This window comes from Streptococcus sanguinis, from assembly GCF_013343115.1.
Taxonomy (GTDB): domain Bacteria; phylum Bacillota; class Bacilli; order Lactobacillales; family Streptococcaceae; genus Streptococcus; species Streptococcus sanguinis_H.
On the sequence record NZ_CP054570.1, the window covers coordinates 2,127,943 to 2,146,334 of the forward strand.

Here is an 18,392-nt window from a genome sequence, read left to right on the forward strand (position 1 = left end):
TTTTTTCTAGAAACTTCTTTCTCATTTTCATTGAAAATGATATAATGAACTCATTATAAATTGAGGAGTAATAAATGACTAAACCAATTATTTTAACAGGAGATCGTCCGACAGGAAAATTGCATATTGGTCATTATGTAGGAAGTTTACGGAATCGCGTGCTTTTGCAGGATCAAGGTAAGTATGAGATGTTCGTATTTTTGGCTGATCAGCAAGCTTTGACAGATCATGCAAAGGACCCTCAGACAATTGTTGAGTCTATTGGTAATGTAGCTTTAGATTATCTAGCGGCTGGATTGGATCCTGAAAAGGTGACTATTTTTATTCAAAGTCAGATTCCTGAGTTGGCAGAGTTGTCAATGTATTACATGAATTTGGTGTCATTGGCTCGTCTTGAGCGTAATCCTACTGTCAAGACTGAGATTGCGCAAAAAGGATTTGGTGAAAGTTTGCCGACTGGGTTTTTAGTTTATCCTATTTCTCAGGCAGCAGATATTACTGCTTTTAAAGCTAATTTTGTACCAGTAGGCCATGATCAAAAGCCTATGATTGAGCAGACTCGGGAAATTGTTCGTTCCTTTAACCACGCTTATCAGACAGATGTTTTGGTAGAACCGGAAGGAATTTATCCTGAAAATGAAGCAGCTGGACGTTTGCCTGGTTTGGATGGCAATGCTAAGATGTCTAAATCTCTCAATAATGGCATTTATTTGGCAGATGATATGGATATTCTGCAAAAGAAAGTTATGAGCATGTATACAGATCCTAATCATATCAGAGTGGAAGATCCTGGAAAAGTTGAGGGAAATATGGTCTTTCATTATCTGGATGTTTTTGGCCGCCCTGAAGATGCTGCTGATATTGCTGCAATGAAAGAGCATTATCAAAGAGGTGGTCTGGGAGATGTCAAAACCAAACGCTATCTGTTAGAAATTTTAGAGCGAGAGTTAGGTCCGATTCGTGAGCGTCGTGTGGAGTTTGCTAAAGATATGGGACAGGTTTATCAGATGCTGCAAGAAGGATGTGATAAGGCACGTCAGACTGCCGCTCAGACTCTTTCGGAAGTGAAGTCTGCGATGGGGATTAATTATTTTAAATAACGAATATTATTGATTATAAATCACAAAAACTATCGTTTTTAGTTTAAAAAATGATGGTTTTTATTTTTTGTATAATAATGATTGACAATTTCCTATAGAATGGTATGATATTAACAACAAAAAAACCAGCTCTTATTCAAAGAAATCTGAACTTCAATTTTCTTTGGATATTAGTTCAAATAAGAAGGAAAAGAGGAAACTGTGGATGTCTAACTGGGACACTAAATTTTTGAAAAAAGGTTTTACCTTTGATGATGTGCTGCTGATTCCAGCTGAAAGCCATGTACTGCCCAACGATGCTGATTTGAGCACCAAGCTTGCTGAGAATTTGACCTTGAATATCCCAATCATTACTGCCGCTATGGACACTGTTACAGAGAGTCAGATGGCTATCGCTATTGCCCGAGCTGGCGGTCTTGGAGTTATCCACAAAAATATGTCTATTGAGCAACAGGCCGATGAAGTTCGAAAGGTTAAACGTTCTGAGAATGGCGTTATTATTGATCCTTTTTTCCTAACGCCAGAGCATACGATTGCTGAAGCAGATGAGTTGATGGGACGTTACCGTATCAGTGGTGTTCCTGTTGTAGAAACTCTTGAAAATCGTAAGTTAGTAGGGATTCTAACTAATCGTGATTTGCGTTTTATTTCTGACTATGATCAACCTATTTCTCGTCATATGACCAGTGAGAATCTTGTAACGGCGCCTGTTGGTACAGATTTAGGAACTGCAGAGCGCATTTTGCAGGAGCACCGGATTGAAAAGTTGCCTTTGGTTGATGATAACGGCTGCCTTTCAGGTTTGATTACCATTAAAGATATTGAAAAGGTTATTGAGTTTCCAAATGCTGCTAAAGATGAGTTTGGTCGTCTTTTGGTCGCTGGTGCTGTCGGTGTTACTTCAGATACTTTCGAACGTGCGGAAGCTCTCTTTGAAGCGGGGGCAGATGCGATTGTTATTGATACTGCTCATGGCCACTCAGCTGGAGTTTTGCGCAAGATTGCTGAGATTCGTTCTCATTTCCCCGATCGCACCTTGATTGCTGGAAATATTGCAACTGCTGAGGGTGCACGCGCTCTTTATGAAGCAGGTGTAGACGTTGTTAAGGTCGGAATTGGCCCAGGTTCTATCTGTACAACCCGTGTCATTGCTGGTGTTGGTGTTCCTCAAGTAACGGCTATTTATGATGCAGCTGCTGTGGCGCGTAAATATGGAAAAACCATCATTGCTGATGGTGGGATTAAATATTCTGGAGATATTGTTAAGGCCTTGGCTGCAGGTGGAAATGCTGTTATGCTGGGTTCAATGTTTGCAGGAACAGACGAAGCGCCAGGCGAGACGGAAATCTTCCAAGGTCGGAAATTTAAGACTTACCGTGGTATGGGATCTATCGCCGCTATGAAGAAGGGCTCTAGTGACCGTTACTTCCAAGGGTCTGTTAATGAAGCGAATAAGTTAGTTCCAGAAGGGATTGAAGGCCGTGTGGCTTACAAGGGAGCTGCTGCAGATATTGTCTTCCAGATGCTGGGTGGTATCCGCTCTGGAATGGGCTATGTTGGTGCTGCAAATCTGCAAGAACTTCACGATAATGCTCAGTTTATTGAGATGAGTGGCGCTGGATTAAAGGAAAGCCACCCTCATGATGTGCAAATTACTAATGAAGCCCCTAACTATTCAGTTCAATAAAAAAATAAAACGAGGTCGGGAATTTTTCCTAACCTCGTTTTAAATTTACGATTTAAATTGACATATATTTACAATTCAAAAGGCTATAAAAGCTGTTATAACAACAATTCGATATAATTCGTTTACACTATAAGCGATATTTTGTAAATGAAATTTACAAAAACGTAAATCTCATGTAATGCTAGGATTGAGACATGATTTCTCCTTGCTGAATGGTGAAAATTTTAATATCTTGTGGAAGATTTTTTAAATGTTCTAAAGTTGTTGTAGTAATGAAAGTTTGAATATCCTGAGAGATAGTTTCTAATAATTTTAGTTGACGGCTATTGTCAAGTTCGCTCATTACATCGTCAAGCAACAAAATAGGGGTCTCCTTTGTAATGCTTTCTATTAACTTGATTTCGGCTAGTTTCAGTGATAAAACAAGACTGCGATGCTGACCTTGACTACCAAAGTTGGCATCCATTTGATTGATAAAAAAAGCAATATCATCACGATGGGGACCAACACCTGTATTTTTTTTGAATAGGTCGCGTTTACGGCTGCTTATTAAGGAAAAGCGGTAAGTTTCTTCTAAATTGTCAATTTGGTGTAAAGGAATAGATGACAGATACTTGACAGTCAATTTTTCCAAATTTTGAGAGATGTCCCAGTGCTTGTCTTGGGCAAAGCTTTCTAATTTTTGCAAAAAATCCAACCGATGCCTAATTACACGACAGCCATAGTCAACCAGCTGCTCATCAAGGACAGTCAAGAAGGTTTCATCAACTTTATCATTAGCTTTCAGATAGGCATTGCGTTGTTTGAGGACATGGTTGTAATTGGATAAATCTGATAGATAGACTGGCTTGATTTGTCCGAGTTCAATGTCTATAAATTTACGGCGTAGACTGGGAGAACCTTTAATCAGCTGTAAATCTTCAGGAGCAAACAGGACAACATTCATAGTTCCAATGTAGTCTGATAATTTACTTTGTTTCAAGTGGTTGACTTTTGTGATGCGACCTTTTGGTGTCAAGTTAATGTCAAGGGGAACTTTACCAGTCTTTTTTTCTAAGATACCAGAAACAAGGAGGTCATTTTCTGTAAAATGAATCAGATCCTTATCTGAGCGTGTACGGTGGCTTCTTGTCAAGGCTAGGAAATAAATAGCTTCTAAAATATTGGTTTTACCTTGTGCGTTCTGGCCTAGAAAGACATTTAAGCCAGGATGGAAGTCAATATCAGCTTCCTGATAATTTCGGAAATGCTTGATTTTTAATGATTGCAGCCACATGATTAGATACCAGGGAAGCGAACAGGGCTTTTAGTAGTTTTCTGCTTTTTAGGTATCCCTGTATTCTTACGCTTTTCTTTTTTAGAAGTCTGAGATTTTTTTAAATCCTTATTCATGGCTTTGACAAGTTCAGCAACTCGTTTTTTTTCTGCGATTTCTTTCTGGTGTTGCAGAATTTCTTCTTGACTAGGAGCTGTCAGATTAATTTCAATTCCTTGCTCAGGAAGGGAAATCCTATCATTGACACGGAGTTTTTTCCCCCGGCGGTTTTCTGGCTCACCGTTAAAAAGGACTGGATACTCACTTAGAAATGTTTTAATTGCTCCACCGCTTTGGATAATTCCTGTTTCTTTTAAAAGTGCTTGTAGCGTGATGTAGTCATCAAATAATTTATATTCCATATTTCACCTCAACCCTGCCATTATACCATATTTGTTAGTAAAAAGTGCTGAGGTGCTTTGGATAAAAGTGGAAATTTTCTCCTGTTATCAGAAAACGTTTTAATCAGCAAAAAGCTTGGTGGAACAAACAAATCAGAGGCATTTCATGATATAATAGTAGTCTATATTATTCAGTATGAGGGGCGTCATGGAAATCACTAAAGGAGTTCGTCTCCATTTTATTCAATCAGAAAAATTTAAAACAAACAAAATTAGGGTTCGTTTTTCAGCGCCTATGTCCAAAGAAACAGTAGCTGGTCGGGTTTTAACAGCTAGCATGCTAGAGACTGTCAATGCTGTTTATCCTACTTCGCAGGCTTTCAGAGAACGTTTGGCCAATTTGTATGGAGCTGATTATTCTACGAGTCTTTCAAGGAGAGGATTGGTCCATTATTTAGATATCAATCTTTCTTTTGTACGGGATAAATTTTTGAGTCGCAAAAATGTCCTGACAGATGCCATGCTTGATTTTTTGAAAGCTAGCTTGTTTTCTCCATTGGTAAGTCAGGACGCTTTTGATGAATCTGCTTTTGAAATTGAGAAGAAAAATATCTTGAATGATTTGGAAGCAGAAATTGAGAATCATTTTTATCATGCTCATCGAGAATTAGATAAACTCTTTTATGAAGAAGAGGAAATGCAGATGCCTCGTGTTGGGACGATTGAATTAATCCAGAAAGAGACCGCTGTAAGCAGTTTTGCTGCTTTTCAGCAGATGCTTCAGGAAAATCAGATTGACTTTTTCTTTATTGGGGACTTTAATGAAGTGGCTGTTCGGGAGAAAATTCAATCTTTCAATTTTGCACCTCGTCAGCAAGAACTTCAGTTAGTTTATCAACAAGAATATTCCAATGTTTTGCGAGAAGGATTGGAGCAGAAGGATGTGCATCAGTCAATTATTGAGTTAGCCTATCACTTCCCTATTCAGTACGGAGAGAGTGAGCACCTGCCTTTGGTCGTTTTAAATGCTTTGCTAGGTGGTTTTGCCCATTCGAAATTATTTGTCAATCTTCGTGAAAGGGAAGGGCTGGCTTATACAATTTCTAGCAATTTTGATATTTTTTCAGGAATGATGCGGATTTACGCTGGTATTGACCGCAGCAATCGGACCAGAACAGTTGCTTTAATCAACCGACAGATTCTTGATTTGAAGCGTGGGAATTTTAGTCAGGAAGAACTGAATCAAACCAAGAAAATGCTGAGAAATTCGGTATTGTTAGCTCAGGATCGACAGAATACAATCTTAGAGAGAGCTTATATGGCTTCTGTTTTAGGGAACAAATTCTTATCTCTTGAAGCTTGGCTGAAAGCTTTGGAACAGGTTCGTAAGGATGATATTATCAAGGCAGCTGGTCTCTTAAAATTACAAGCTATTTACTTTATGGAAGGAAAATAATGCAGGGAGAAGTGCTAGAAAAAATCAATTATTCAGCAGTAGGAGAAATTGTCTATCAGACAGTATTAGCAAACGGTTTGCGTGTTTTTCTTCTGCCTAAAAATGATTTTAATGAAACTTATGGGATTATCTCAACTAATTTTGGTTCAGTGGATACAGGGATTGTTTCACGTGAAACCAAGCAGGTCACTCAATATCCGGCTGGAATAGCTCATTTTTTGGAACATAAGCTTTTTGAAGGCCCGCAGGGAAAGGATTTGCTGCTGGAATTTACTAAGTTAGGGGCTGAGAGCAATGCCTTTACAAGCTTTACTCGGACCAGCTATCTGTTTTCTGCAACAGATAACATTTCAGAAAATCTACAGCTTTTGCAAGAACTGGTGCATCGGGCTGATTTTACAAAAGAATCCATTTTGCGGGAACAGGATATTATCGGCCAAGAAATTGAAATGTATCAGGATAATCCGGATTATCGTCTCTTTTTTGGAGCCTTGGCCAATCTCTATCCTCAAACACCTCTGGCAGAAGACATTGCAGGAACGAAAGAGTCCATCTCTGAGATTACCGTCGAAAATTTGAAGGAAAATTTCAAGAACTTTTATCATCCTTCTAATATGACTTTGTTTGTAATTGGTAATTTTGATTTGGAACAGATAGCTGCTGAGATTGCTGAACAGCAGGAAAAACTAGTTTTTCCTGGGAGTTCGGAACCTATTGAAAAAATTCCTGTTACCCTTCACCCAGTGGTATCAACGGATACCTACCGAATGGAGGTGGCTAGTCCAAAACTGGCAGTTGGAATTCGAGGGACAGACTTTGTTGATGAATCGGAGTTGTATTGCTATAAAATCACTTTGAAACTTTTATTTGCCATGATGTTTGGCTGGACTTCCAAGCGTTTCCAGTCCCTCTATGAAAGTGGGAAAATGGACAATTCTTTAACGCTGGAAGTGGAAGTAGAAAAAGATTTTCACTTTGTCATGCTGACGATGGACACTCAGGAACCGGTGGGACTTTCTCATCAATTTCGCTCAGCTATCAAGAATTTTGACAAGGATCCGGATGTGACAGAAGAGCATTTGGATACGATTAAAAGTGAGATGTTTGGTGATTTTCTGCACGGTTTAAACTCGCTTGAGTATATTGCAACCCAATATGAACCGTATTTGACGGGTGAGAATCTGTTTGATTTGCCGAAAATTTTACAGGACATCAGCTTGAATGATGTGATAAAACTAGGTCATCGATTTATCGATCAGTGTGATATGACAGATTTCACTATTTTTCCAAAATAATTCCAGAATCGTTTTTAAAATTTTGTTAAAATAGTGAAGAATATAAATAAGGGAAAAGTACGTATGAGAAAAAAAACGATAGGAGAAGTGTTGAAGCTTGCCCGGACTAATCAAGGGCTGAGTTTAGAGGAATTGTCAAAAAAGACAGATATCCAGCAGGATTTACTGGAAGCGCTGGAACGAAATGACTATGATTTGCTTCCTAGTCCTTTCTATGCCCGCAGCTTTTTACGTAAATATGCTTGGGCTGTAGATTTGGATGAATCTATTATTCTGGAGGCTTACGAAGCTGGTGAGATGATTGTCTTTGATGAAGTGGCACTGGCAGCAGATGAGGAATTTAGGAGCAGAAAAAATAAAAATAAAAGCTCTTTTCTGCCCTTGTTCTATTTTCTCTTATTAGCTTCAGCTATTGCTGCTTTCGTAGCTTACTATATCTGGAGCTATGCTCACACCAATTCGGTAAGTTTCAAAGCATCTAACAACAATTATAGTCTGGTTTCCTCTACAAGCACTAACAGTCAGAAGAGTTCCTTTTCTTCGGCTGATTCTAAGTCAGTTTCTTCCTCAGCTGGTAAATTGACAGTTAGTGGAAGCGGAGATAATTTGACTGCTGAGTACAGCGGAGCAAGTCAGCCTGTCAAAGTGACCGTTTCTGTGGAGCAAACGACCAATTTGGTAAGCATAAGCGATTCCGAACTAGCCGAAGGCATCACCTTATCTCCTGAAAAATCAAGCCAGACGGTTGCTCTTGAGCCAGGCAATAAGTATCTTATTACGATAGCACCTGTTAAAGGAGCAACTGTGACGATAGAGGGACAAAAACTAGATACTTCGGCTTTGACTAGCGATAGTGGAACCATTAGTTTGAACATTACGAAAGGATAAAAACGAAGGGAATCCCATGAAAAAAGAAAATATTCCAAATGCCTTAACTCTTGTCAGGATTGCTTTAATCCCTGTATTTGTTGTGATTTTAACATTCGGTCATTCTTCCATCATGCATATTTTGGCAGCTTTTATCTTTGCTTTTGCTAGTATAACTGATTATCTAGATGGTTATTTAGCTCGAAAGTGGGAAGTGGTAACAAACTTTGGTAAATTTGCTGATCCCATGGCTGATAAGCTTTTAGTGATGTCTGCTTTTATCATGTTGATCGAGATGAAAATGGCTCCTGCCTGGGTTGTGGCTATTATTATTTGCCGGGAATTGGCAGTAACAGGTCTACGCTTGCTTTTAGTGGAAACAGGCGGTACAGTCTTAGCGGCTGCTATGCCAGGTAAAATCAAGACCTTCACGCAGATGTTTGCTATTATTTTTCTACTGATTCATTGGACTCTCTTAGGGCAAGTCCTTCTGTATATCGCTTTAATCTTTACGATTTATTCTGGATATGACTACTTCAAGGGAAGTGCCTATCTCTTTAAAGATACCTTTAAATAATATGGAAAATATCATCGAAGTAAGAAATCTTAAGTACAAATATGATAGTGAGTCTGAGAATTACACTTTAAATGATGTCTCCTTTCAAGTAAAAAAAGGGGAATGGCTGTCTATTGTCGGTCATAATGGGAGTGGAAAATCAACCACAGTTCGTTTGATTGACGGTCTTTTAGAAGCGGAAAGCGGAGATATTATTATCTCAGGCGATAAGCTAACAGCTGAAAACGTCTGGGAAAAACGCAGACAGATTGGCATGGTATTCCAAAATCCAGATAATCAGTTTGTCGGTGCAACTGTAGAAGACGATGTAGCCTTTGGTTTGGAAAATCAAGGGCTGGACTACGATCTGATGGTAGAGAGAGTCCAGCAGGCATTAGAGCTTGTTGGCATGCAGGATTTTAAGGAGCGTGAACCAGCTCGTCTTTCTGGAGGCCAGAAACAGCGGGTAGCTGTTGCAGGTGTGGTGGCTCTGAGACCGGATATTATTATTTTGGATGAAGCAACTAGCATGCTGGATCCAGAGGGGCGTTTGGATCTTATCCAGACCGTGAAAAAAATTAAAGATAGTAATCAGCTGACCGTCATTTCTATCACTCATGACCTGGATGAAATAGCCTTAAGCGACCGTGTTTTGGTCATGAAAGAGGGGCAGGTTGAATCTACCGCTACCCCGAGAGAGCTTTTTTCTCGAGAAGATTTGGAAGAGCTAGGATTGGATCAGCCATTTGTTAATCAGGTAAAGGCGGCTTTGCGTCAGTCAGGGTTTCCTCTGCCAGACTCTTACTTAACAGAAAAAGAATTGCAGGATCAACTATGGGCATTACTCTCAAAAATGTAAGTTATACTTATCAAGCTGGCACTCCTTTTGAGGGACCAGCGCTTTTTGGAGTGGATTTGGAGATAAAATCGGGCAGTTATACAGCTCTTATCGGGCATACTGGCAGCGGTAAGTCAACCATTCTTCAGCTTTTAAATGGCTTGCTGGTTCCCAATCAGGGTAGTGTTGAAGTAGGCAGTACAGTCATCACAGCTGATTCTGTCAATAAAGACATTAAACAGGTGCGCAAGAAGGTCGGTCTGGTCTTTCAATTTCCAGAAAGTCAAGTTTTTGATGAAACAGTTTTGAAAGATGTGGCTTTTGGTCCTCAGAATTTTGGTGTTTCTAAGGAAGAAGCGGAAGCTTTGGCGCGTGAAAAGCTGCACTTGGTCGGGATTTCTGAGGATTTGTTCAATCGCAGTCCTTTCGAACTTTCTGGTGGCCAGATGCGTAGGGTAGCCATCGCTGGTATACTAGCCATGGAGCCCGATATCTTGGTTTTGGATGAGCCGACAGCAGGACTTGATCCATCCGGTCGAAAAGAACTGATGAGGCTCTTTGAAGAGCTGCATCGAGCTGGAATGACCATTGTTTTGGTAACTCACCTAATGGATGATGTAGCAAACTTTGCTGATACAGTCTATGTTTTAGATAAGGGCAGAGTAGTCAAGAGTGGTCAGCCTGCTCAGGTCTTTCAAGATCTTGATTTTATGGAGAGTATTCAATTGGGTGTTCCTAAGATTACAAAATTTGCTCACGAATTGGCGGAGAAAGGGATGAATTTCTCGCATTATCCTATTACAATTGAAGAATTCAAGGAGATCTTGCATGGATAAGTTGATTTTAGGTCGCTATATTCCCGGAAATTCAATCATCCATCGTTTGGATCCGCGGAGCAAGTTGCTGGCGATGTTTCTTTTTATTCTATTAATTTTCTGGGCTAATAATCTTGTGACCAATCTGCTGTTGTTTGTTTTCGTTTTTAGTTTGGTCTTGCTGTCCAAGGTTCCTTTGAAGTTCTTTTTAAAGGGTATCCAGTCCATGGTTTTTATCATAGCTTTTACCACCTTGTTTCAGCTGTTTTTGACCTCGGGAGGGGCCACAATCTTTCGATTCGCTTTTGTCAGAATTACAGAACTAGGACTGTCACAGGCCGGCATTATTTTTAGCCGCTTTATTCTGATTATTTTCTTTTCTACTCTTCTGACTCTGACAACGACACCCTTAAGCTTGTCTGATGCCGTAGAGTCTTTGCTGAAACCTCTGAAGGTTTTCAAGGTGCCAGCACATGAGATTGGCCTGATGCTTTCTATGAGCCTACGTTTCGTTCCAACTTTAATGGATGATACTACTAGGATTATGAATGCTCAGAGGGCGCGTGGTGTTGACTTTGGCGAGGGAAAGCTTGTTCAAAAGGTTAAATCTATTATTCCCATTCTAATCCCTTTGTTTGCTTCTAGTTTTAAAAGGGCAGATGCTCTAGCGATTGCCATGGAAGCTCGTGGCTATAATGGAGGTGAGGGCCGGACACGTTTTCGCCGTTTGGCATGGAAAAGAAATGACAGCTTGGCTATTATTAGCTTATTTATATTAGGTATTCTACTTTATATATTGAAAAACTGACCTGTTGTTTAAAGTGTCTTTAGAGAATAGTATAAGTTAAACTTGTCTATTTTTTGCTTGGTCAAAGAAAATATTTGGCAAAAAAGCTGTAAAAGTCTGTTTTTAACGTCTAAACTAAATGTTCTTGTAACGTTTGACTTGGTAATGTAACTTTTTGGTAATATTTTATGTGTAAGATAGTATTATCACCGAAAGGAGAATTACATTTTAATGAACAAAAAAACAGCAAAATGGACTTTAACAGGTGCAGTCGCTGCAGCGGCTTTCTTGGTTTCAGGTATTGCGAATGCTGAGACCTATACAGTTGAAGCCGGTGATACTTTATCAGCTATTGCTAACGAAAAAAATACAACTCTTGAGAAATTAGTAGAGTTAAACAAGATTGCAGATCCAAATCACATCCGTGTTGGTCAAATCTTGGAACTTGGAAATAGTGCCAAAACGTCTGAAACAAGCGTAGCAGCAACTGCAACTCCCGTAAATAATTATGCAGCACCTGCAGCAACAGCTAATTCAGCAGCAACTTCAGGAGGCCTTGTACTTAGCAATGGTAATACCGCTGGTGCAACTGGTTCTTATGCAGCATCACGTATGGCAGAAATGACAGGTGTTCCTGCATCAACTTGGGAAGCTATTATTGCCCGTGAATCAAATGGTCAAGTAGATGCTTACAACCCTTCAGGTGCTAGTGGTCTTTTCCAAACGATGCCAGGTTGGGGATCAACAGCTACTGTTGATGATCAAATTCAATCAGCCTATAGCGCCTATAGTGCTCAAGGACTTTCAGCTTGGGGTTACTAAGATAAAAATAAGAAAACCACAGAAACTCTGTGGTTTTTTGGTTTACAAAAAATTGACAATTTATAAGCAGAAAATGATAGTTTAGATAAAGATTTAAAGGTTACAAACTTATCTGGATTGACAGGTGTGTAAAGTTATGAAAAGTGTTCATTCAATATTTTTAAAATGAGATTGGGAGAATCAGCTAGTAAATCTGCTCCATTTTCTAGTAACTCTTTTTGACTGCCAAAGCCCCAAAGGACTCCTAGAGTTGAGATTCCTACTTCTTTACCGCCAATTATATCAAACTTTGTATCGCCTATAATTATGGTTTCTTCTGGATTTGCATCTAGTGTTTGCAATGCTCGACGCAGAACATCTGCTTTATGGAATGAATCCGGCAGTGAGCCAAAAATATCATCAAATTGGTCAGAGATAGCTAGATTTGCTAATAAATCTTGTGCTGTGGGTTGATTTTTACTCGTTGTTACATAAATCTGATAGCCGGCTTCTTTTAACTGTGTCAGCAATTCAGGTATCCCCTCATAGAGGCGGACGCCCCAGATGCCTTTTTTCTTATAGAAGCTACGATAATAGTTAATCGCTTCTGGGACTTGGCTTTCTTCAAGAACGGAGGCGAAGCTTACTTCCAGAGGCGGCCCCATAAAACTTTTGATAATACTTTCTTCAGGGCACTCTTTTCCAAGTTGTTTAAAGCTGTATTCAAAGGATTTTTGGATGCCCTTTGAACTGTCAACTAAAGTTCCATCCAAATCAAAGAAGATATATTTCAAATGATTCATCTTGTCTCCTTGTTTACTATCTAGTAAATCTACTTGACAAATTTGTCAAGGTTATTCTCCAAAGATTTCTTTTGAAAGTCTGCGTCCTGTAGGTGTTGTAGCTAGACCGCCCTCAGCTGTTTCTCTGAAAGCAGTAGGCAGGCTTGACCCAACTTGATACATGGCGTCAATGACTTCGTCAACAGGAATTTTAGATTCGATTCCCGCAAGAGCCATATCAGCTGCAATAAATGCGTAACTGGCTCCCATAGCATTTCGCTTGACACAAGGCACTTCCACCAGACCAGCTACTGGATCACAAATCAAGCCTAGCATGTTTTTAATGACAAAACAAATAGCTTGACTGGCTTGAAAAGGTGAACCTCCAGCAGCCAGAACTAAAGCAGCTGCGCTCATAGCTGAAGCGGAGCCAACCTCAGCTTGACAGCCACCTTCAGCACCCGAAATTGAGGCGTTATTTGCAATGACTAGGCCAAAAGCGCCTGCAGCTAATAGAAAGTTTAGCTGTTCTTCTTCTGAGAGGCCTAATTTTTCGATAGCTGATGTAAGGACAGCAGGCAGACAGCCAGCACTGCCAGCCGTTGGTGTAGCACAAACCAAGCCCATTTTAGCATTGTGCTCATTGACAGCAATAGCATTTTTTGCAGCAGTCAGCACAGTATGGTCTGATAAAGTCTTTCCTGACTGGATATAGTTGTCAAGTTTAGCTGCGTCTCCACCAGTCAATCCGCTGCGAGACTTGCTCTCATCGAGTCCAAGAAGGACAGAGGCTTTCATGACTTCCAGATTGCGATGCATTAGCCGCAGGACTTCATCTCTTTCGCGACCAGTTAATTCATACTCAGTAGCAATCATCAATTCAGCAATATTTCCTTGGTAATCTAAATCAGCTTGCTCTACCAATTCTTTGATGGAATAAAACATATTTTCTCCTATTTAAAGAAATTCACATTATGCAGATGAGGAATATTGCGAATTTCATCGATGGCTTCCTCACAGCTGCGGCTGTCAACTTCAATAATCATAATCGCTTTTTCTCCAGCCTTCTCACGAGTGACATTCATCTGAGCTATATTGATATTGTAGCGTGATAGAGCTTCAGTGACATGGGCAATCATGCCTGGGACATCCTGGTGGACGATAATGATGGTCGGAGTATTCATGCTCAGAGATACTGAAAAGCCATTCAACTCTGTTACTTGAATGTTGCCCCCACCGATAGAGACTCCAGTCACACTGATTGTTTTATGGTCATTTTTGACAGTAATCTTTGTCGTATTTGGGTGAGGAGCATTGCTATCTTTTTGAATGGTCCAGACAATCTTGATGCCGCGTTTATAGGCAATTTCAAGGCTGTTAGGAATCTCTGGATCATCTGTATCCATACCTAAAATCCCTGCTACAAGAGCCAAGTCAGTTCCGTGACCTCGGTAAGTTTTGGCGAAAGAGTTAAAGAGCTGGAACTCTACCTCTGTTGGCTCATCGTTAAAAATAGAGGAGACAATTTTTCCAATACGGACGGCACCTGCCGTATGGCTGCTTGATGGACCTATCATCACAGGTCCGATAATATCAAAAACAGATTGAAATCTTAGTGAAGTCATGATTTCTCCTTGCAGCTTATTTTTTATTTTCATTATAACAAAGTTAAGGGCTTTCTGCTGATTTTTTAAATGAATTAAAAGTGGATATTATAAAATTTTGCTAGATAGGAAAGTAAACGAGAAAATCAATAAGTTTACAAAGTTGTAAACATAATTTACAATTAATAAATTTAGTTAAATTTCTGAGTTGTTTTCCGAGTCCTTTCGTGCTATAATAGGCCTTGCTCAAGCGACCTTCAATCGTTGAAAGCACAGCACGACCTTCAATCGTGAAATAACGAAAAGATGGGAGAACACAATGAGTGATAACTCTAAGATTCGTGTCGTTGTTGGTATGAGCGGAGGTGTTGATTCATCAGTAACTGCCTTGCTCTTGAAAGAGCAAGGTTACGATGTGATTGGCATCTTCATGAAAAACTGGGACGACACAGACGAATTTGGTGTCTGTACAGCCACAGAAGACTACAAGGATGTAGCTGCTGTTGCAGATCAGATTGGCATTCCTTACTACTCTGTCAACTTTGAGAAAGAGTACTGGAATCGCGTTTTTGAATACTTCTTGGCGGAATACCGAGCTGGTAGGACTCCAAATCCAGATGTCATGTGTAACAAGGAAATCAAGTTTAAAGCCTTCCTTGACTATGCCTTGACACTGGGTGCAGATTACGTTGCAACGGGTCACTATGCTCAGATAAAGAGAGACCAAGATGGCTTGGTTCACATGTTGCGTGGCAAGGACAACAATAAGGATCAGACTTACTTCCTAAGCCAACTGTCACAGGAACAACTGCAAAAGACTATGTTTCCTCTGGGGCATTTAGAAAAGCCAGAAGTTCGAGCAATTGCTGAAAGAGCTGGTTTAGCTACAGCTAAGAAAAAAGACTCGACTGGTATTTGCTTCATTGGTGAGAAGAATTTTAAAGAATTTCTGAGTCAATATTTACCAGCCCAGCCTGGTCGCATGATGACCTTGGAAGGCCGAGATATGGGCCAGCATGCTGGGTTGATGTATTATACTATTGGCCAGCGGGGTGGTCTTGGAATTGGTGGTCAGCATGGTGGAGATAATGAGCCTTGGTTTGTGGTTGGAAAAGACCTCAGCCAAAATATCCTTTATGTGGGTCAAGGCTTTTACCATGACAACTTAATGTCAACCAGTCTTGACGCTAGTCAGGTTCATTTCACAAAAGAAATGCCAGAAGAATTTACTATGGAATGTACAGCTAAGTTCCGCTACCGTCAGCCTGATTCTAAGGTGACAGTACATGTCAAAGGAGACAAGGCAGAGGTCATCTTTGCGGAGCCACAGCGCGCCATTACACCAGGACAGGCAGTTGTCTTTTACGATGGCGAAGAGTGTTTAGGTGGCGGTTTAATTGACAATGCCTACCGTGATGGCAAGGTTTGTCAGTATGTCTAACTGGAGTTAAATAAAAACGATGAGTTCTCAATTTTTTTATGCATTTATGGCATTTTTCGCTATAATGAACCCAATTTCAAATCTTCCTGCTTACATGGCTTTAGTAGCAGATGATAGTCAAAAAATTTCACGAAAAATTGCTTTTAGGAGTCTTTTGATTGCCTTTGTTATTGTAACTGTTTTTATCTTTTCAGGAGATTTCATTTTTAAAGTATTTGGAATTACAATTGTTTCTTTCAGAATTGCTGGTGGAATATTAGTGGCCGTTATCGGTTATCATATGATTAATGGTAATCATTCACCCAGCTATAAAGGAATGGAGCAGCAAGCAGTAAATTCAGATCCAATGTCTATTGCTATTTCTCCTCTTGCAATGCCACTTTTTGCGGGACCAGGTACAATTACAACTGCTTTAAGTCTGGCTAATGGAGGTTTGCAGAATCAACTGATAACCGTAGTTGCTTTTGCTCTACTATGTGTCATCACTTATCTCCTGTTAAGAAGTGCAAAACAAATTGCAGGCTTCTTGGGAGAAAATTTGATGAAAATTATAACGAAAATGATGGGACTTTTACTATTCTCGATAGGAATACAGATGATTATCGTCAGTGTGCAGACCTTGCTCAAACAGTGATTTGCATTGACAAAACGATTTGATTTGATAAAATAGCTTTAACAATAGTCATGATGGTCAAAGCTCATGGATGTTGCAGGCTTTTTTGTCCTGCACTTCTGGAGACTTGGCCTTTTTTGGTGAAAAAAAACGAAGGAAAAAGAAATGTCACACAATTTTACTGAAAGTTATGATATTATCGTGATTGGAGCAGGGCATGCTGGGGTTGAGGCATCGCTGGCTGCTAGTCGAATGGGTTGCAAGGTTCTTTTAGCAACCATCAATATTGAGATGCTGGCTTTTATGCCCTGCAATCCTTCTATCGGAGGGTCTGCTAAAGGGATTGTCGTTCGTGAAGTAGATGCTTTGGGTGGGGAGATGGCCAAGAATATTGACAAGAGCTATATCCAAATGAAGATGCTCAATACTGGTAAAGGACCCGCTGTTCGGGCTCTTCGGGCCCAGGCGGATAAGGAAGTTTACTCCAAAGAAATGCGGAAGACTGTTGAAAATCAAGAAAATCTGACTCTGCGGCAAACCATGATTAATGAAATCTTGGTAGAAGATGGTAAGGTAATTGGGGTTAAAACGGCAACTCATCAGGAGTATGCAGCTAAAGCCGTCATTGTTACGACTGGAACAGCCTTGCGGGGAGAAATTATTATTGGTGATCTTAAGTATTCATCTGGTCCAAACCATAGCTTAGCAGCCATTCCTTTGGCAGATAATCTGCGTGATCTAGGATTTGAAATTGGTCGTTTTAAAACTGGAACTCCTCCACGTGTTAAGGCGTCATCTATCAATTATGATGTGACCGAGATTCAGCCAGGTGATGAAAAAGCCAATCATTTCTCTTACACATCTCGTGATGAAGACTATGTGAAAGATCAAGTGCCTTGCTGGTTGACTTATACCAATGCAGAAAGTCATGAAATTATCCAAAATAACCTGCATCGTGCTCCTATGTTTTCAGGTATCGTTAAGGGTGTGGGACCTCGCTATTGCCCGTCAATCGAGGATAAGATTGTCCGTTTTGCGGATAAGGAACGCCACCAGCTTTTCTTAGAACCTGAGGGTCGTGATACAGAAGAAGTTTATGTGCAGGGGCTGTCAACCAGTTTGCCAGAAGATGTACAGAAGGACTTGGTTCACTCTATCAAGGGGCTAGAAAATGCTGAGATGATGCGGACAGGCTATGCCATTGAGTACGATATGATTATGCCCCACCAGTTGCGGGCAACCTTGGAAACCAAGAAAATTTCTGGGCTCTTTACAGCAGGTCAGACCAATGGGACTTCTGGTTATGAAGAAGCTGCAGGTCAAGGGATTATTGCTGGGATAAATGCGGCCTTGAAAATCCAAGGTAAGCCGGAGCTGATTCTGAAGCGCAGTGATGGTTACATTGGAGTCATGATTGATGATTTGGTGACCAAGGGAACTGTAGAACCTTACCGACTCTTGACTAGCCGAGCTGAGTACCGTTTGATTCTCCGCCATGACAATGCAGATATGCGTTTGACAGAGCTGGGACGAGAAATTGGTCTGGTAGATGATGAGCGCTGGGCTCGTTTCGAGATTAAAAAGAATCAATTTGACAATGAAATGAAGCGTTTGGAATCCATCAAGCTAAAGCCTGTCAAGGAAACCAATGCCAAGGTAGAAGCACTTGGTTTTAAGCCTCTGACAGATGCAGTAACTGCCAAAGAATTTATAAGACGACCGGAAGTGTCTTATCAAGATGTGGTTCAGTTCATTGGTCCAGCTGCAGAAGAGCTTGATGAAAAGATTATCGAGTTGCTTGAGACAGAGATTAAGTACGAAGGCTATATTTCCAAAGCTCTTGATCAGGTTGAAAAGATGAAGCGCATGGAAGAGAAGCGGATTCCAGCAAATATTGACTGGGATGATATTGATTCGATTGCGACAGAAGCGCGGCAAAAGTTCAAGAAAATTAATCCAGAAACGATTGGTCAGGCAAGTCGTATTTCTGGTGTCAATCCAGCAGATATTTCTATTTTGATGGTTTACTTAGAAGGCAAGTCTAGAAGCATTTCTAAAAATCAAGCGAAGTAACTCTTGTAAAAGGCTTAGTTT

Annotated in this window: 18 protein-coding genes; 13 read left to right on the plus strand and 5 right to left on the minus strand. The window is 40.3% G+C overall.

The window, feature by feature from the left end:
* Positions 1 to 74: 74 nt before the first annotated feature.
* Positions 75 to 1,100 (plus strand): tryptophan--tRNA ligase, encoded by a 1,026-nt coding sequence (gene trpS, locus FOC72_RS10370; protein WP_002894281.1) that lies wholly within the window; start codon positions 75 to 77, stop codon positions 1,098 to 1,100.
* 205 nt (positions 1,101 to 1,305) lie between these two features.
* Positions 1,306 to 2,787 (plus strand): IMP dehydrogenase, encoded by a 1,482-nt coding sequence (gene guaB / locus FOC72_RS10375; protein ID WP_011837725.1) that lies wholly within the window; start codon positions 1,306 to 1,308, stop codon positions 2,785 to 2,787.
* A gap of 181 nt (positions 2,788 to 2,968) precedes the next feature.
* Here guaB and recF read toward each other — a convergent pair whose 3' ends face one another.
* Both recF and yaaA read right to left on the minus strand, forming a co-directional pair.
* Positions 2,969 to 4,063, minus strand: coding sequence for a DNA replication/repair protein RecF (gene recF / locus FOC72_RS10380; RefSeq protein WP_002894277.1), 1,095 nt, complete (start codon positions 4,061 to 4,063; stop codon positions 2,969 to 2,971).
* Positions 4,064 to 4,065: 2 nt separating this feature from the next.
* Complete coding sequence (gene yaaA / locus FOC72_RS10385) at positions 4,066 to 4,464, minus strand: S4 domain-containing protein YaaA (protein WP_002894275.1); 399 nt, start codon at positions 4,462 to 4,464, stop codon at positions 4,066 to 4,068.
* 187 nt (positions 4,465 to 4,651) lie between these two features.
* Here yaaA and yfmF point away from each other — a divergent pair, with 187 nt between their 5' ends.
* From yfmF to FOC72_RS10425, 8 genes are all read left to right on the plus strand, one after another.
* Positions 4,652 to 5,899, plus strand: coding sequence for an EF-P 5-aminopentanol modification-associated protein YfmF (yfmF, locus tag FOC72_RS10390; protein ID WP_302479832.1), 1,248 nt, complete (start codon positions 4,652 to 4,654; stop codon positions 5,897 to 5,899).
* On the plus strand, positions 5,899 to 7,194 hold the full coding sequence (gene yfmH, locus FOC72_RS10395) for an EF-P 5-aminopentanol modification-associated protein YfmH (protein ID WP_002894271.1): 1,296 nt from the start codon (positions 5,899 to 5,901) through the stop codon (positions 7,192 to 7,194). The genes yfmF and yfmH overlap by 1 nt, the downstream gene beginning before the upstream one ends.
* A 33-nt stretch (positions 7,195 to 7,227) precedes the next feature.
* On the plus strand, positions 7,228 to 8,082 hold the full coding sequence (gene rodZ, locus FOC72_RS10400; RefSeq protein WP_002894269.1) for a cytoskeleton protein RodZ: 855 nt from the start codon (positions 7,228 to 7,230) through the stop codon (positions 8,080 to 8,082).
* A 16-nt stretch (positions 8,083 to 8,098) separates the two neighbouring features.
* Positions 8,099 to 8,638 carry a CDP-diacylglycerol--glycerol-3-phosphate 3-phosphatidyltransferase gene (gene pgsA / locus FOC72_RS10405; RefSeq protein WP_002894267.1) on the plus strand — a complete coding sequence of 180 codons (540 nt, stop codon included), beginning with the start codon at positions 8,099 to 8,101 and terminating at the stop codon, positions 8,636 to 8,638.
* Between the two features lies 1 nt (position 8,639).
* Positions 8,640 to 9,476: an energy-coupling factor ABC transporter ATP-binding protein gene (locus tag FOC72_RS10410; protein WP_002894265.1), complete on the plus strand. Its 837-nt coding sequence runs from the start codon at positions 8,640 to 8,642 to the stop codon at positions 9,474 to 9,476.
* A complete protein-coding gene (locus FOC72_RS10415) occupies positions 9,452 to 10,291 on the plus strand; it encodes an energy-coupling factor ABC transporter ATP-binding protein (RefSeq protein WP_002894262.1) in 840 nt (279 codons plus the stop codon). The genes FOC72_RS10410 and FOC72_RS10415 overlap by 25 nt, the downstream gene beginning before the upstream one ends.
* Positions 10,284 to 11,078, plus strand: coding sequence for an energy-coupling factor transporter transmembrane component T family protein (locus FOC72_RS10420; RefSeq protein WP_002894259.1), 795 nt, complete (start codon positions 10,284 to 10,286; stop codon positions 11,076 to 11,078). Before FOC72_RS10415 ends, FOC72_RS10420 begins: the two co-directional genes overlap by 8 nt.
* 210 nt (positions 11,079 to 11,288) lie before the next feature.
* Positions 11,289 to 11,879 (plus strand): LysM peptidoglycan-binding domain-containing protein, encoded by a 591-nt coding sequence (locus FOC72_RS10425; protein ID WP_002894257.1) that lies wholly within the window; start codon positions 11,289 to 11,291, stop codon positions 11,877 to 11,879.
* A 134-nt stretch (positions 11,880 to 12,013) separates the two neighbouring features.
* Here the strand turns inward: FOC72_RS10425 and FOC72_RS10430 are convergent, their stop codons facing one another.
* The 3 genes from FOC72_RS10430 to sdaAB are packed head-to-tail and all read right to left on the minus strand — an operon-like array spanning position 12,014 to position 14,265.
* Positions 12,014 to 12,661, minus strand: coding sequence for an HAD family hydrolase (locus tag FOC72_RS10430; RefSeq protein WP_002894254.1), 648 nt, complete (start codon positions 12,659 to 12,661; stop codon positions 12,014 to 12,016).
* 51 nt (positions 12,662 to 12,712) lie between these two features.
* Entirely contained in the window at positions 12,713 to 13,585 is an 873-nt protein-coding gene (sdaAA, locus tag FOC72_RS10435; RefSeq protein WP_002894252.1) for an L-serine ammonia-lyase, iron-sulfur-dependent, subunit alpha, read from the minus strand.
* Between the two features lie 8 nt (positions 13,586 to 13,593).
* A complete protein-coding gene (sdaAB, locus tag FOC72_RS10440; RefSeq protein ID WP_032914034.1) occupies positions 13,594 to 14,265 on the minus strand; it encodes an L-serine ammonia-lyase, iron-sulfur-dependent subunit beta in 672 nt (223 codons plus the stop codon).
* Between the two features lie 298 nt (positions 14,266 to 14,563).
* Between sdaAB and mnmA the strand changes: the two genes are divergently transcribed.
* The 3 genes from mnmA to mnmG all read left to right on the plus strand — a co-directional run bounded on the left by mnmA (position 14,564) and on the right by mnmG (position 18,371).
* Positions 14,564 to 15,685, plus strand: coding sequence for a tRNA 2-thiouridine(34) synthase MnmA (gene mnmA / locus FOC72_RS10445; RefSeq protein ID WP_002894250.1), 1,122 nt, complete (start codon positions 14,564 to 14,566; stop codon positions 15,683 to 15,685).
* 19 nt (positions 15,686 to 15,704) lie between these two features.
* Positions 15,705 to 16,319 carry a MarC family protein gene (locus tag FOC72_RS10450; RefSeq protein ID WP_002894248.1) on the plus strand — a complete coding sequence of 205 codons (615 nt, stop codon included), beginning with the start codon at positions 15,705 to 15,707 and terminating at the stop codon, positions 16,317 to 16,319.
* Between the two features lie 144 nt (positions 16,320 to 16,463).
* Positions 16,464 to 18,371: a tRNA uridine-5-carboxymethylaminomethyl(34) synthesis enzyme MnmG gene (mnmG, locus tag FOC72_RS10455; RefSeq protein WP_002894246.1), complete on the plus strand. Its 1,908-nt coding sequence runs from the start codon at positions 16,464 to 16,466 to the stop codon at positions 18,369 to 18,371.
* Positions 18,372 to 18,392: the final 21 nt, after the last annotated feature.